We start from the raw sequence: 14,045 nt of genomic DNA, 5'->3' as shown, positions 1-14,045 counted from the left end.
AAAAGCTAAAGTAGTAAAATAAGGGATAAAATGCTATGCATGCATAATTTAGTGATCGCTTAAACTTAAAGCTATAAATTTCCCCTTAACTCCTGTTCCCGTTCAATGGCTTCGAAAAGGGCCTTAAAGTTGCCTGCGCCGAAGGACCGGGCGCCTTTGCGCTGGATGATCTCGAAGAAAACGGTGGGGCGGTCTTCCACCGGTTTGGTAAAGATCTGCAGGAGGTAACCTTCATCATCCCGGTCAACAAGGATGCCGAGTTTTTTTAGCGGTTCGAGGTCTTCGTCGATACGACCGACACGGTCCGTCAGTTCATCGTAATATGTGGTGGGTACGTGGAGGAAATCGATGCCGCGCTCCTGCAGTTTAGTTACGGTATCTACGATGTCATTGGTGGCCAGCGCGAGGTGCTGTACGCCTTCGCCTTCGTAAAACTCCAGGTATTCTTCGATCTGCGATTTCTTTTTTCCTTCCGCCGGCTCGTTGATCGGGAATTTCACATAGCCGTTCCCGTTGCTCATCACTTTGCTCATCAATGCGGAGTACTCGGTCGAGATCATCTTGTCATCAAAGGACAGGATGTTTTTGAAGCCCATAATATCTTCGTAAAAGCTCACCCACTCGTTCATCTTATGCCAGTCGACATTTCCCACGCAGTGGTCTACATACTGTAAACCCGTGGGCGCGGGGCGATAGCTTGTGGTATGCTCTTTATATCCCGGGAGAAAAACACCGTGATAATTCTTCCTTTCGATGAACAGATGCACCGTTTCGCCGTAAAGCCGTATGCCGCTGGTGCGTACTTCGCCATGGTCGTCGCTAATGGTTTGCGGCTCCTGGAAGGGCTTTGCGCCGCGGTTTACGGTTTGCGCGTAGGCATCGTAGGCGTCGTTTACCCAGAGGGCGAGCACTTTCACGCCGTCGCCATGTTTTTTAATGTGTTCGGAGATGGGGTGATCAGAGCGAAGCGGTGTGGTAAGTACCAGCCGGATCTTCCCCTGCTGCAGCACGTACGAGGCGCGGTCGCGTATGCCGGTTTCGGGTCCTGCATAAGCGAGGTCCTGGAAGCCAAATGCCGTTTTATAGAAATGTGCAGCCTGCTTGGCATTGCCGACGTAAAATTCGACGTAATCGGTGCCGTTTAGGGGGAGAAAGTCGGGGGTGTTGATATTGGTATTTGAGATGGTTTGCGTGTTCATAATCGTAGTCTTTTGTTTACAGGATGTTTAGCCGGGGTTTTTTCCCTCCTGAGGGGGACAGGCTTGGTTAACCCTCCCAACTTTTATAATAGCCGGGATCTTCTATCCGGATCGCTTCGTCCGTGATCATCAGCGGTTTAAACGGATCGATCATTACGGCAAGTTCTTCGGTTGATTCCTTGCCGATTGATTTCTCCACCGTTCCCGGGTGCGGGCCGTGCGGGATGCCTCCCGGGTGCAGCGTGATCTGGCCTTTTACCACGCTTTTGCGGCTCATAAAGTCACCGTCTACGTAATATAGCACTTCGTCGCTATCCACATTGCTGTGGTTGTAAGGCGCCGGGATCGACAGCGGGTGATAATCATATTTCCGCGGAACGAAGGAGCAGATCACGAAATTATGCCCCTCGAATGTCTGGTGTACGGGAGGCGGCTGATGCAGGCGCCCGGTGATGGGCTCGAAGTCATGAATGGAAAAAGCCCAGGGATAGTGAAAGCCATCCCATCCGATAAAATCGAAAGGGTGCGTGCCGTAGGTATAGGGGTAGATCATTCCCTGTTTTTTGATGAGGACCTTAAAGTCTCCCTTTTCATCAAAGGTTTCCAGGTCGGCGGGCAGGCGGATATCGCGTTCGCAATAGGGCGAGTGCTCCATCAGCTGGCCGTATTGATTGCGGTAGCGTTTGGGGGTACGGATAGGGCTGAAGCTCTCGACGATGAACAGGCGGTTGTCTGCTCCGTCAAAATGAAGCTGGTAGATCGTGCCGCGGGGTACCACCAGGTAGTCGCCGTAGCCAAAGCGGATGCTGCCGAAGCCGGTTTTTAAGGTGCCGTTTCCCTGGTGGATAAAAATAACCTCGTCGGCCTGGCTGTTCTTGTAAAAATAATCCGTCATAGACCGGCGCGGTGCGGCCAGCGAAATATGGAGGTCGCTGTTCACCAGTACGGCCTTGCGGCTTTGGAGATAGTCGTCTTCGGGCGCGACGTTAAACCCGAGCAGGCTGGTATGTTTGAGGTGTTTTTCTCTCGCGACCTTTGGCTCCACCGAATACGGTTCGCCAAGGGCCTTCACAATGGTTGGCGGATAGCAATGGTAAACCAGCGAATACAGGCTCGAAAATCCCTCGGTTGACACAAGCTCTTCGGCGTAAAGCTCCCCACCGGGTTTACGGAAAACCGTGTGCCGTTTATGAGGGATACTGCCCAGTTTATGGTATACAGGCATACTTGGTTGGTTAAGTAATTGGTTAACAATAAGAATCGCAATTGGTTGGACGTTAAACGCTGAACGTTCTGCGCCTGGAAATGTAGCTGGCGCTCAGCGTCATGTCCGTGGCAGGTACTTAGTACTGCGCAAAAACCAGTTTAGACAGCAGGGAATAGCGGAACGAAGCGATAACCTCCCGGGATACGAGCCGGAGCTGCTGGATGGTTAGTGTAAGCTTCGCGAACATGTCATAAAGGTAACGGGTTTAGCTGAATAAGTGCAATGCAATGGGGAATAATTTATATCGCTGTACATTATCATTGCCAAACTTGTAGTTTTACACCACTAACCAAGATTTACTATGAAGCTAGTATCCTATCGCACCGAAGACCGCGAACACCTCGGACTATTTATTAACGGCCATATTTACAACCTGCATTCGTGCGACAAGCTGATCCCCGATAACATGAACCAGTTTTTGCAGGAAGGCGAAGAGATCATGGAGCATGCCCGCAAAGTAAACTCGGCTATTAAGTCGGGCGGCCTCAAAGCGCGCGAGGAAGTGTTCTACGAGTTGATGGCGCCGGTACCGCATCCGGCTTCGTGCCGCGACGGTTACGCCTTCCGCCAGCATGTTGCCGCCGCACGCCGCAACCGGAAAGCGGAGATGATCCCGGAGTTCGACCAGTACCCGGTGTTTTACTTTACCAACCACCATGCCATTAACGGGCCGGGTGAGATCTGGTGTATGCCCGACCATTTCGAGAAGCTCGACTTCGAGCTGGAAGTGGCCGTAGTGATTGGAAAAAAGGGCCGCAACATCCCCGCTGCCGGGGCTGACAGCTACATTGCCGGGTACATGATCATGAACGACATGAGCGCCCGGACTCTTCAAATGGAGGAAATGCTGCTGAACCTGGGCCCGGCGAAGGGTAAGGACTTTTCGACCGTGATCGGGCCCTGGCTGGTTACTCCCGACGAACTTGAGCCTTATAAGGTGGCGGCCAAACCGGGCCATACAGGTAACGCCTACGACCTGAAAATGACCTGCCACGTAAACGGCGAAGAGGTATCTGCCGGCACCATGGCCGATATGGACTGGACCTTTGCAGAGATCATAGAACGCTGCGCCTATGGCGCGGATATTTACCCGGGTGATGTGATCGGATCGGGAACGGTGGGTACGGGCTGTTTCCTGGAACTGAACGGCACCGGGCTGCTAAACGATCCCAATTATGAAACCCAATGGCTTAAAGACGGCGACCTGGTAGAAATGGAGGTAACCGGTTTAGGCGTGCTGGGCAATACGATCCGGCGGGCAGGTACGGATTTTTCGTTGCTGGCGTTAAAAAAATAACCAGATAGAGCTTCAGGGACCTATCCTGTTTACTATCCTATTACAATGAAAACGATTGATCCTACGGCGATTTCCATTACAGAGCTGCACGGTTACCTGCAATACACGGTGGCGCCGCGCCCCATCTGTTTCGCCTCTACGGTTAACGCTGCGGGAAATGTAAACCTCAGTCCCTACAGCTTTTTCAATATCTTTAGCACCAACCCGCCGGTGGTCATCTTTTCTCCTTCGAGGCGGGTGCGCGACAATACCATTAAACATACGCTGGAAAATATCCGCCAGGTGCCCGAAGTAGCCATCAACGTGGTAAATTACCCGATGGTACAGCAAACATCCCTGGCCAGCACCGAATACCCGGGAGAGGTGAATGAGTTTGTGAAAGCCGGTTTTACGGAGATCGCTTCAGAGATCATTCGTCCGCCGCGCGTAGCCGAATCGCCGGTACAGTTCGAGTGCGTGGTAACTAACGTGATCGCGCTGGGCGACGGCCCCGGGGCAGGCAACCTGGTGCTGGCCGAGGTCAAGCGGATCCACCTGGCGGAGGATCTCCTTGAAAACGGTACGATCAACCAGGCAAAGCTCGACCTGGTAGCCCGGCTGGGCGGCGACTGGTACTGCCGCGTAACCCCCGAAAGCTTGTTTAAGGTGGCTAAGCCGCTGGTTTCCATCGGTATCGGCGTAGATGCCATCCCGGCCCGGATCCGTACCTCGCGCATCCTGACCGGGAACGACCTTGGTAAGCTCGGCAACATTTCGGCCCTGCCCGCAGACCTGGAAATTGCCCAAGTGCACCTGTACGAGGAAGTTAAAGACATTTTAGACGCCACCATCGGCGACCAGTACAGCCGCGAAGTACAGCTCACGATGCTGGCAAAACGGCTGCTCGAAAACGATGACGTAGAAAATGCGTGGAAGGTACTGCTGGCGTAAGCTGGCGGCGGCGATCTTGTCTGCATTCATCACCGTACTCAGCCGGTGGACGATAATTACGATGGTTTTTTCCTGCTCGCGCAGGATGCTGATGGCTTTTGCACATGTTGTTCCGAATCAGAATCCAGGGCCGAGGCGGCTTTGTCCAGGATAAGTATGGCCGGGTCATTTTCGACTTCTTAAATCCATCAGGCAAAAAACATCGTTAGTAGAGGTATATCTAATAATGCGACGGCCCAACCGCCAAAAAATTTGCCTCATGAAGGAGATATCACGTATTAAAGCTAAGAAAGTAGCCTCGAACATCCGGAAGATCAGAGAATTTAGAAACTACACGCAGGAATACCTGGCTGCCAAGCTGGAAATTTCGCAAAATGCTTACAGCAAGATCGAGCTGGGTTATTGCCAGATCACGCTGAGCCGCTTATTTCACATCGCCATGCTGCTTGAAGTAGAGATGATGGATGTGATCAACACCGAAACGGGAGATCTTGTGCAGCTGAGATCGGTGGCCGCATCGTAGTGATTTTACTTTGCACCGTTTCGTTCCGCTAAACGCTGCTTACTATTTCAATTTCCGTCTGTTTCCGCTTAGCGCACCTTATTCCCGTCTATCTCCCGTTATACGCCGCACCGATGCCCATGTAATTACATGATTGTATTATAGATAGCTTATTCTTCCAAAAACGGGTACCGGTAATCTTTCGGCGGGTCGAACGTTTCCTTGATCGCCCTCGGCGAGCTCCACCGCAGCAGGTTGATCATTGAGCCTGCTTTATCATTGGTGCCCGAACCGCGTGCTCCGCCGAAGGGCTGCTGGCCGACCACCGCGCCGGTACATTTATCATTAATGTAGAAGTTGCCGGCCGCATTGCGTAAGGCATGGCACGCTTGCTCGATGGCGTAGCGGTCCTGCGCGATCACGGCGCCGGTGAGTGCGTAGATAGACGTTTCGTCAATGGTTTTTAGTATGCCGTCGAAATCCGCATCATCATATACATATATAGACAGTACCGGCCCGAAAAGCTCTTCGCACATGGTTACGTAGGATGGGTCCTGTGTAACGATTACCGTGGGCTCGATAAAATAGCCGGTTGATTTATCATAGTTGCCGCCTGCAATGATCTCTACACCCGCATCCTGTTTAGCGGCGTCGATGTATTTCGCCAGTTTATCGAACGATTTCTCGTCGATCACGGCGTTTATAAAGTTGCCGAGATCTTCCGTCGGTCCCATTTTAAAGGTAGCCAGGTCTGCCAGCATCTTTTCTTTTACCGCCGGCCAGATCGAAGCCGCTACGTACACGCGCGAGGCTGCCGAACATTTCTGACCCTGGTATTCGAACGCGCCGCGCACAATGGCCGTGGCCGACACGTCCGCATCGGCGGATCCATGTACGAGGATAAAATCTTTTCCACCGGTTTCGCCCACAATGCGCGGGTAGGTTTTAAACTTGTGGATATTGTTGCCGATCGTTTTCCAGATATCCTGGAACACACCGGTTGAGCCGGTAAAATGGATCCCCGCAAAATCGGGATGATTAAAGATCACTTCGCCGGCATCGGGACCGGAAACATACACCAGGTTGATCACACCTGCCGGTACGCCGGCTTCTATGAAGATCTCCATCAGCACATTGGCGGCATAGATCTGTGTGTTAGCCGGTTTCCATACCACTACGTTGCCCATCATGGCGGCCGAGGTTGGCAGGTTACCCGCTATGGCGGTGAAGTTAAAAGGCGTAAGGGCAAACACAAAGCCTTCCAGCGGCCGCTGTTCCACCCTGTTCCATACGCCGCGCGGCGAAACAGGAGGCTGCTGCGCATAGATCTCGCTCATGTATTTTACGTTGAAACGCAGGAAGTCGATGATCTCGCAGGCCGAATCGATCTCCGCCTGGTACGCGTTTTTTGATTGGCCAAGCATCGTTGCGGCATTGAGCTTATAGCGGTAGGGACCGGCGATCAGGTCGGCGGCCTTTAAGAAGATTGCTGCGCGGTGTTCCCATGAAAGGTTCTCCCATGCGGCTTTCGCGGCAAGCGCGGCATTAATGGCGTCGGCAACATGGGTCTTGTCGCCCTGCGAATAACGACCGAGCACATGCTGGTGGTCGTGAGGCGGGCGAAGCGCCGATTTTTTATCCGTGTGTACGGCTTTGCCGCCGATATACATAGGCACATCCAGCTCCTGCGAACGCGCATCGGCCAGGGCCTGTTTCAAAAGTGCCCGTTCTTTGCTTCCCGGGCCGTAGTTCAATACCGGCTCGTTTACGGGAGCAGGTACGTTAAAGAATCCTTTGATCATGGCGGCAAAGATAGGGAGTTATGAGTTATCAGCCGTCAGCTATCCGTTCTTTTATGGCGCAATAGCCGGTCTCTCGTTGCTTTCCCTTCCAAATACGGCTCATAATATTGTTTCACGAAGTTCTTCTTGTCATCGCGGTAGCCAGACACGGCGCCGAGCGCGTACATCAGGCGGATATAGTAAAATGCAAGGTCGACCTGGTGCGCTTTGAAGCCGCTGCGTGCGCTTTTGGGGAACAGGTGGTGGTTATTGTGCCATTCGCCGGCTACGATGCCGGGCCAAAGCTGGTTCACCGACATATCTTTGAGGTTATGGTCTGTGCCCGCACGGCGCTTGTCCCCGCCCTTGCCATGTCCCTCATAGTTAAATGTACGTACACCCACCGCCCAGAAACCGGCAGCGCCAAACAGGGTACATGCCAGCGCATGTCCGCCCAGCAAGCAGAACACCATATACCAGAACGACCAATTAAGCACCCAGCTTAAAACCGCCCTCCCGGGATGAACGAGGGAGCCCCATTTTTTGTATTGTACATAGGTATTGGGATTGATACCGGTATGCTGCATCAATAGCGTAAGACGGTGATAATCGTTTTCAGACAGGTATTTTGCGATGGGCTGGTGATTCACATCCGCCAGGAAACAATACAGGAAGCCGGCCGACGCGTTATAAGGGTCGCCGGGCTGGTCTGACTTGGCGTGGTGCACGTGGTGCGAAATCACGTAAATTTCTTCCGGGATTACATTAATCGTAAGGTTTTGGGTAAAGAAACGCCAAAATGCATTGCGGAAACGGTAAGCGCCATGTGTACAATACCGGTGGTGCCAGATAGTGCCATGGGTACCCATAATGATCATGCTGTAGATGAATGCCGCTGCCAGCATTCCCAGGCTGAAGAACTTAAACACGAACAGGAAAAAGAACGGGATAAGGCATACCACCTTAAGCCAGCTGAAAAAAGGCAGCCAGTTTTTGCGGTCCTTAACAATGTTCAGCCGCGAGAAGAACTCTTTTAAGATTTCCCCGACGGTAGGTTTAACGAGGTTACCGGTAGAATCTTTCCAGCCGTAGGCGGGTTCCTGTAGTACGTAATCGAGCAGCGCCATAATACCGGATTGGTCAGCATAGGGTGAGGTCCGCTGATTGGTTGTTGGTAAAGATAGTGATCAGTTATGAGTTTTCAGCGATCAGTTTTTAGGCGTGTTAGGAACCGGTTTAGGTTTTAACAAGGAAGTTACCAAAAATCCATTAATTTGTACTATTCAAACTGAGTATCGACAACTGAACCCCCCGCCCCATGCTCCCCAAAAATCTCAAGCTTCTCCTCTTCTTTTTCCTGCTTCCAGGCATTGGTTCGTATGCGCAAACTTCCGCGAAAAGAAACAACACCCTGTTATGGCAGGTAAGCGGTAACGGGTTAAAGCAGCCGTCATATATTTTCGGGAGCTACCACCTTGCGGGAAAAAACTTTATCGACACGCTGCCGAAAGTGCTGGAGGCGTTTAATAAAACCTCGGGAGTTATGGGCGAGATCGTGCTCACCGATGCTGCCTCGCTGATGCAAAAGGTGTTTCCGTTCATTGCCATGGAAAAAGGTACGATTGCCGACGTGCTTACCGCTGAAGAATACACCGAAGTAGACCAGGCGTTACAAAAACTGCCCGGCGCCGCTAAACTCGACATGCTTAAAACACTTAAGCCCGCTGCTATACAGGTGACCATCGCTGGGATGGTCGCCCCGAATAACGTAACGGAGTCGAACCCTGCGCTCGACCAATATTTCCAGGATGAGGCTAAACGGACGGGTAAGATGATCCGCGGCCTTGAAACGGTAGAGGAGCAGAGCGCTATTTTATTTAATACGCCGATTGCCCGCCAAAAGGAGCAGCTGCTCAAAACCGTGCGTGAGATAGATAAGTGCCGCAAAGAGAGCGCCCAGCTTTTTAATGCCTATAAAGCGGCAAACCTGGAAGCCCTTGAAAAATCTCTTAGCGGTTACGAGGATTATACCACAGCTGAGTTGAACGACATACTATACGACCGCAACAAAAAATGGGCTGGAAAAGTACCCGGGGTAATGGAGGCAGGCCCAACTTTCTTCGTGGTTGGCGCCGGTCACCTTCCGGGAGAAAAAGGACTGCTCAGCCTGCTAAAAAAAGCAGGCTACACCGTTAAGCCGATGTCAACCAGGTAACTTCCGTCGTCATCGCGGTAAGCAGATCTTGCCCATCGTAATTTCGTCGATGCCGGGATCCCCCGCCAGCGTTTCGTTCGCCAGGACGGCAAAAAGCAGGGCTTCTTTGGCATCCGGATCAATGCCAAGCTTGGCGAAATTGTGTATGGCAAACCCGGGTAATGCTTCTTTGATGGCATTCATCACCACCGGGTTATGGCAGCCACCGCCGCTTACGTAAACGGCCGCCCCGGGACCTGTTACTTTTTTTATGGCGTTTGCAATGGAAACGGCGGTCAGCCTGGAGAGGGTGGCCAGGAGGTCCTGCGGTGCGATGCTGCGCCTGCCGGCCTTCTCCAGGGCGGCTGCGAGGTAAGTTTCGCCAAAGAGCTCGGGACCGGTGGTTTTTGGCAGGGCCTCTTCAAAAAACGTGTGGGAAAGTAATGCGGCAAGCAATTCTTCGTCGGCTTTGCCGGATGCTGCCAAACGCCCGCCGGCATCATAATCCTGCTGGTAATAGTTGCGCGTTGCGGCGTCTATCAGTGTATTGCCCGGCCCCGTGTCGGTAGAGAGAATTACCGGGCCGTTTCCGCCCTGCGGGAGGAACGTAAAGTTGGCGATGCCCCCCATGTTAAGCAGTACGCGCGATTCTTTTGCGGATGAAAAAAGCAGTTTATCGCCATACAGGGCAAGCGGCGCACCTTCTCCGCCTGCGGCGATGTGTTTCTGCCTGAAATCGCAGAGCGTAATGATGCCCGTTTTTACCGCGATGTGATCGCCATCGCCGATCTGGAGCGTGGCATTGGGATAATTCTCTTGCTGGTGAAGCCGTTTAGGCGCGTGATAGATCGTTTGCCCGTGGCTCGCGATGCAATCGACGGCTGGCGGGTCGACGTTCCATTTCGCCAGCGCCGCTAAAATATAACCCGCATGTGTGCTTCCGATCACCTCGTTCAATAACGTGAGCTTTTCGGTATCGCCCTGCGACCTGGCGAAGATGCCGAGGACGTCTTCCTTGAACGATTTCGGGTATGGCGTGGTTTCGAACCGGAGTACTTCTGCCCGGGTGCGGGCCCCGCTTCCGCTGATGCGGCACAGGGCGATATCGAGACCGTCGAGCGAGGTGCCCGACATGAGCCCGATCACGAGCCTGGAAGGTTTTTCGGCGATTGCAAGCAGCTTCCGGATGTCTGAAAGGGCCATAGTTATGCAGGTAACAGTTCGCTGGGAAATGTTAACGTAAACGTAGTTCCTTTTCCAGTTTCAGACTCAACTTTTATTAAAATATTATGGAACCCGGCAATTGATTTCACGATAGGCAAGCCCAGGCCGAAGCTCTCCTGCGGCGAAGATTGCCTGAACTTTTTAAACCGGTCGAATATCAGCGGGATCTGTTCGGCGGGGATGCCTTTCCCGGTATCGGTAAATGCCAGTTGGAACTTCCCGTGCACCATACTCCCTGTGATGCGGATGGCGCCATTGGGCACATTGTACTTAATGGCGTTGTTAACCAGGTTGAAGAACAGGTTGAATAACAGGAACCGGTTTACGTTCACCAGTTTGGTGTCGGGTGGCACATCGAGGGTAAAGCCGAGGTTTTTGTCCTGCATGCGGATGGCGATCTCCTCGTACACTTCTTTAAGGATTTCTTCTACCTGTATGGTGTCTTCGCGGATAAACTGGTCATTCTCGATCTGCGAAATGAGCAGCAATGTTTGGGCGATGCTTTTCAGGCGATTCAGGGTTTTTTGCATGGCGATGAGCTGCATCTGCACGTCGTCAGTGATATCCTCGCGGTCGAAAAGGTTCTCGATCTTGTTCTGGAGGATAGAAACGGGGGTCATCAGCTCATGCGAGGCATTGGAAATAAATTCGCGTTCTTTCTGAAAAGCCTGCTCGATGTGGGAGATCATCTCGTGGATACTTTCATCGAGGTATTTAAAATCGTAGGTGCTGGTTTTTATGCGCGGGTAGGTGCCCACCAGCGGGAAGCGTTTGCCGAGGAGTTTCGCACGGATGATCCTGTCCAGCGGCTGAAGAATGTAGTTGGCATACGAAAAATCGGCCACGATGGTAAGCAGCACCATTCCCAGCAGCACCTGGAGGGCGATGCTTTGCAGCGGGCTGCTTGTTTCGCCAATGGTGCTCACGCTTTTGCCGATCTCGAGCAGGTAGTCTTTGTTGCCGGCCTTAAAGGTGTGGCTCAGGATTCGGTATTCGATGGTGTCGCGTTCCACCATACGCCGCTCGTTGGCAATGGTATCCAGCTGAACCGGAGAGCTGTAGCGGTCGAGCGCGATGTATTCCTCCTTCAGCATGGTATAGCTGCCGTAACTCGAATCGTCGGGCATATAGTAGCGTATGCCCAGGCTGTCGATCACCTGCATCACCTTGTCTTTTTGCTTCAGCAACCGGTTGTCGATAAAGCTTTGGTTGATCTTGCGGGTGAGCAGCGGGATAAGCATCACGAACAGCACCACGATAACGAGCTTGGAAAGGGTGTTGAAGAGCGTGAGTTTGGTGTGAAGCTTCATAGTAGCCGTCAGCTTTCAGGTTGTCATTGATCGGCCTATCCCTGGCCGATGCGGATGCGGTAGCCCACTCCCCTAACCGTTTCGAGCCAGTCGGTGTTTCCAAAAACGCCCAGTTTTTTCCGGATGTTTTTGATGTGGGCATCGATGTAGTTGGAGTCGTAGTCGTCGGTGATCAGGCTGCCCCAGATGTGCTCATTCAGTTGCATGCGGGTTAAGGTACGGTTTTTATGAAGCACGAGGTAGCTTACCAGGTCGAATTCCTTCCGGGTAATAGTGGTGATCTCGGTGCCATGATGACTCAGGATGCGCCGGGTAAGATCGAGCGAGAACTCGCCAAGGGCGATAAGGGGGCTGTGCAGGTCGAACTTTCGCCGCGCGATGGCCTGCATGCGGCTCTGCAGCTCGAGCAATGAAAATGGTTTGGGCAGGTAATCGTCGGCGCCCAGGTCGAGGCCCTTTACCCGGTCCTGGATGCTTCCGCGGGCCGTTAGAATGATACAGGCCGCCTCGGGGTTGTGCTTTTTTGCTTCAGAGAGCAGGTCGAGGCCATCGTAATCAGGCAGCCCCAGGTCGAGCAGGATAAAATCATACAGGTTTACCGCGATCTTTTCGGAGGCTTCGTTTCCGGTAAAGGCGATCTCGCAGGTATAGAACAGCTTTTTCAGGAAAGTTTCTACTTCCCGGGCCAGGCTTCTTTCGTCTTCAACGATCAGGACGTTCATCGTGGTAGTATCAGTTGTCAGCAATCAGCTGTCAGCAATTAACAGAAACTAAAATGGTTTGTGTGCAGCCAGCGATTGTTAGCCGGGACGCCTGCTGCTGCCGGGAGTGGTGGTTTGCGGGCGGCCGTTGTTATTTACGGGTTGCCTGCCGGGGTTCATTCCTGGCTGGCGACCGGGCTGCACGGTGCCGGGCCTTTGCCCGGGGTACGGCATGGTTGACGGTACAGGGCTACCGGGACGGGAACCCTGGCTGTTCTGGTCGTCGATCTTTTCGGGCCTGAACTGTCTTTTGGGACGTGCAATTTCCTTGATCTTTTCCTCGTCGCGCGGGTCCGGTGTGCGCGAACGGGTGGTGTCTGATGCGCTTGCCAGCATGGTGGTATCTATCAGCCGGCCGGCGAAAACAGCCCCGCCCCCCTCAATACCTACTGTTTTAGCGGCCGATACCATGGGTAGCAGTGCAAGCAGGAAAATATATAGAAGGGGGGTGCGCATTAATACAAATCTACGTACAATCTTATATAATAACTAATAGGGTTTGACGTGTACGTTTAACAGCGGGTTTCGCAGCAGCAGCCCAAAGTAAGCCTCTCCCAAAACTTACCGGCTGCCGCTGCTCTGCCTCGCTTCACAGGATTCACATCTAACTCTACCTCACTGTCACTGTCTTGATCCAGTCGCCCGATGCGTTAAAGGCGACCGCATATTTTGTTCCGCTGGCATCGATAAGGGCCGTGTAGCCTTTCACCGCGGTGCCTGTTTTTAATACATAAGCCTTATTGAAAACATAGCCTGCAAAGGTGTTCGTTAAATAGGTGCGGGCCACGGCGGGTAGGGCTGCAAGCGCTACTTCGCTGCGCTTGGCGGGTTCGGTAATAGCCGTGCGTTTTACGAATACGCCCGCCGGGCTGAACGCCGATATGAATAATCCTTTGCTGGCGCTGATCACCAGGAAGCTCCCGTCTTTGGTGGTAGTGGCGTGCAGCAGGGTATCCTGCGCAAAATTCGTAGTGAAATATGTTTTTACAGCTGCCGGCAGGGCTGAAAGTGCCAGGGTGTCGCGGCATCTTCCATCGCGCATATCAAAGCGGCCGCCGGGGTGCCAGCCTTTGTTCTTCAGGTCGCGGGCCTCACGTTGTTCGAAAATGCTTACAAAAGTGCCGGCGGTATCGAACTTTAAGCCTACCGGTTTGCCGTTGAAGCTGATCACCACCACATAACTATCGGCCGCGCCATTGGCGGATTTTGCTTTAAACGCCTTTTGGAAGGTATAGCCGGTATAATTTGCCGACAGGTAACTAACAGTAGCGGCGGGCAGCGCGCTAAATGCTACCGAATCCAGTTTTCCGCCTTTAGGGCAGGTGTTCACCAGGTATACGGCATCCTCGGTTGCGGTGCCAGATGTTACCGCAATCGCCCCCGAGGGCAGGCTGATCTGTTCGCCTGCAGTAGTGGTGTTCTCTTTCTTGCAAGACGCCGCTGCAAACAGGATCGCCGACAGGAGCAGCAGGATGCGATTTCTTGTAATCGTTTTCATTATCATTTGCTGAATCACCCTACGAATCTCCTACAGGAAGATGAAATGAACATGAAAAATGGTTTTAATTTTATATTTGTCG

General features: G+C 52.7%; 13 protein-coding genes. 4 read left to right on the top strand and 9 right to left on the bottom strand.

The genetic code is table 11. The features are described 5' to 3' along the window. Positions 1–71: 71 nt before the first annotated feature. Together hppD and GS398_RS05045 are read right to left on the bottom strand one after the other, a co-directional pair. A complete protein-coding gene (gene hppD, locus GS398_RS05050; protein ID WP_160905615.1) occupies positions 72–1,199 on the bottom strand; it encodes a 4-hydroxyphenylpyruvate dioxygenase in 1,128 nt (375 codons plus the stop codon). A 67-nt stretch (positions 1,200–1,266) separates the two neighbouring features. Then, positions 1,267–2,424 carry a homogentisate 1,2-dioxygenase gene (locus GS398_RS05045; protein WP_160905614.1) on the bottom strand — a complete coding sequence of 386 codons (1,158 nt, stop codon included), beginning with the start codon at positions 2,422–2,424 and terminating at the stop codon, positions 1,267–1,269. A gap of 343 nt (positions 2,425–2,767) precedes the next feature. On the opposite strand from GS398_RS05045, the gene GS398_RS05040 reads away from it, so the two are divergent. The 3 genes from GS398_RS05040 to GS398_RS05030 all read left to right on the top strand — a co-directional run bounded on the left by GS398_RS05040 (position 2,768) and on the right by GS398_RS05030 (position 5,216). Next, positions 2,768–3,763, top strand: a complete 996-nt coding sequence (locus GS398_RS05040) for a fumarylacetoacetate hydrolase family protein (protein ID WP_160905613.1) — start codon at positions 2,768–2,770, stop codon at positions 3,761–3,763. Positions 3,764–3,808: 45 nt separating this feature from the next. Further along, the gene (locus tag GS398_RS05035; RefSeq protein ID WP_160905612.1) at positions 3,809–4,693 is read left to right on the top strand and encodes a flavin reductase family protein; all 885 of its coding nucleotides are present in this window, start codon (positions 3,809–3,811) and stop codon (positions 4,691–4,693) included. 259 nt (positions 4,694–4,952) lie between these two features. Beyond that, complete coding sequence (locus tag GS398_RS05030; RefSeq protein ID WP_160905611.1) at positions 4,953–5,216, top strand: helix-turn-helix domain-containing protein; 264 nt, start codon at positions 4,953–4,955, stop codon at positions 5,214–5,216. Positions 5,217–5,365: 149 nt separating this feature from the next. Here GS398_RS05030 and pruA read toward each other — a convergent pair whose 3' ends face one another. Together pruA and GS398_RS05020 are read right to left on the bottom strand one after the other, a co-directional pair. Beyond that, positions 5,366–6,997, bottom strand: coding sequence for an L-glutamate gamma-semialdehyde dehydrogenase (pruA, locus tag GS398_RS05025; RefSeq protein ID WP_160905610.1), 1,632 nt, complete (start codon positions 6,995–6,997; stop codon positions 5,366–5,368). A 35-nt stretch (positions 6,998–7,032) separates the two neighbouring features. Beyond that, positions 7,033–8,103: a fatty acid desaturase gene (locus GS398_RS05020; RefSeq protein ID WP_160905609.1), complete on the bottom strand. Its 1,071-nt coding sequence runs from the start codon at positions 8,101–8,103 to the stop codon at positions 7,033–7,035. 191 nt (positions 8,104–8,294) lie between these two features. Between GS398_RS05020 and GS398_RS05015 the strand changes: the two genes are divergently transcribed. Beyond that, on the top strand, positions 8,295–9,191 hold the full coding sequence (locus GS398_RS05015) for a TraB/GumN family protein (RefSeq protein ID WP_160905608.1): 897 nt from the start codon (positions 8,295–8,297) through the stop codon (positions 9,189–9,191). Positions 9,192–9,200: 9 nt separating this feature from the next. On the opposite strand, the gene GS398_RS05010 is transcribed toward GS398_RS05015, so the two are convergent. From GS398_RS05010 to GS398_RS04990, 5 genes are all read right to left on the bottom strand, one after another. Continuing rightward, positions 9,201–10,373, bottom strand: coding sequence for an anhydro-N-acetylmuramic acid kinase (locus tag GS398_RS05010; RefSeq protein WP_160905607.1), 1,173 nt, complete (start codon positions 10,371–10,373; stop codon positions 9,201–9,203). 2 nt (positions 10,374–10,375) lie between these two features. Further along, on the bottom strand, positions 10,376–11,704 hold the full coding sequence (locus GS398_RS05005) for a sensor histidine kinase (protein ID WP_160905606.1): 1,329 nt from the start codon (positions 11,702–11,704) through the stop codon (positions 10,376–10,378). Positions 11,705–11,739: 35 nt separating this feature from the next. Further along, positions 11,740–12,426, bottom strand: a complete 687-nt coding sequence (locus tag GS398_RS05000) for a response regulator transcription factor (RefSeq protein WP_160905605.1) — start codon at positions 12,424–12,426, stop codon at positions 11,740–11,742. A 78-nt stretch (positions 12,427–12,504) separates the two neighbouring features. After that, entirely contained in the window at positions 12,505–12,921 is a 417-nt protein-coding gene (locus tag GS398_RS04995; RefSeq protein WP_160905604.1) for a hypothetical protein, read from the bottom strand. A gap of 154 nt (positions 12,922–13,075) precedes the next feature. After that, positions 13,076–13,963 carry a PepSY-like domain-containing protein gene (locus GS398_RS04990; protein ID WP_160905603.1) on the bottom strand — a complete coding sequence of 296 codons (888 nt, stop codon included), beginning with the start codon at positions 13,961–13,963 and terminating at the stop codon, positions 13,076–13,078. Between the last annotated feature and the right edge of the window lie 82 nt (positions 13,964–14,045).

Source organism: Hufsiella ginkgonis (assembly GCF_009834915.1).
In the GTDB taxonomy this organism is placed as follows: Bacteria; Bacteroidota; Bacteroidia; order Sphingobacteriales; family Sphingobacteriaceae; genus Hufsiella; species Hufsiella ginkgonis.
The sequence above is the reverse complement of the archived record's forward strand: the minus strand, read 5'-3'. Positions and strand labels throughout refer to the sequence as shown.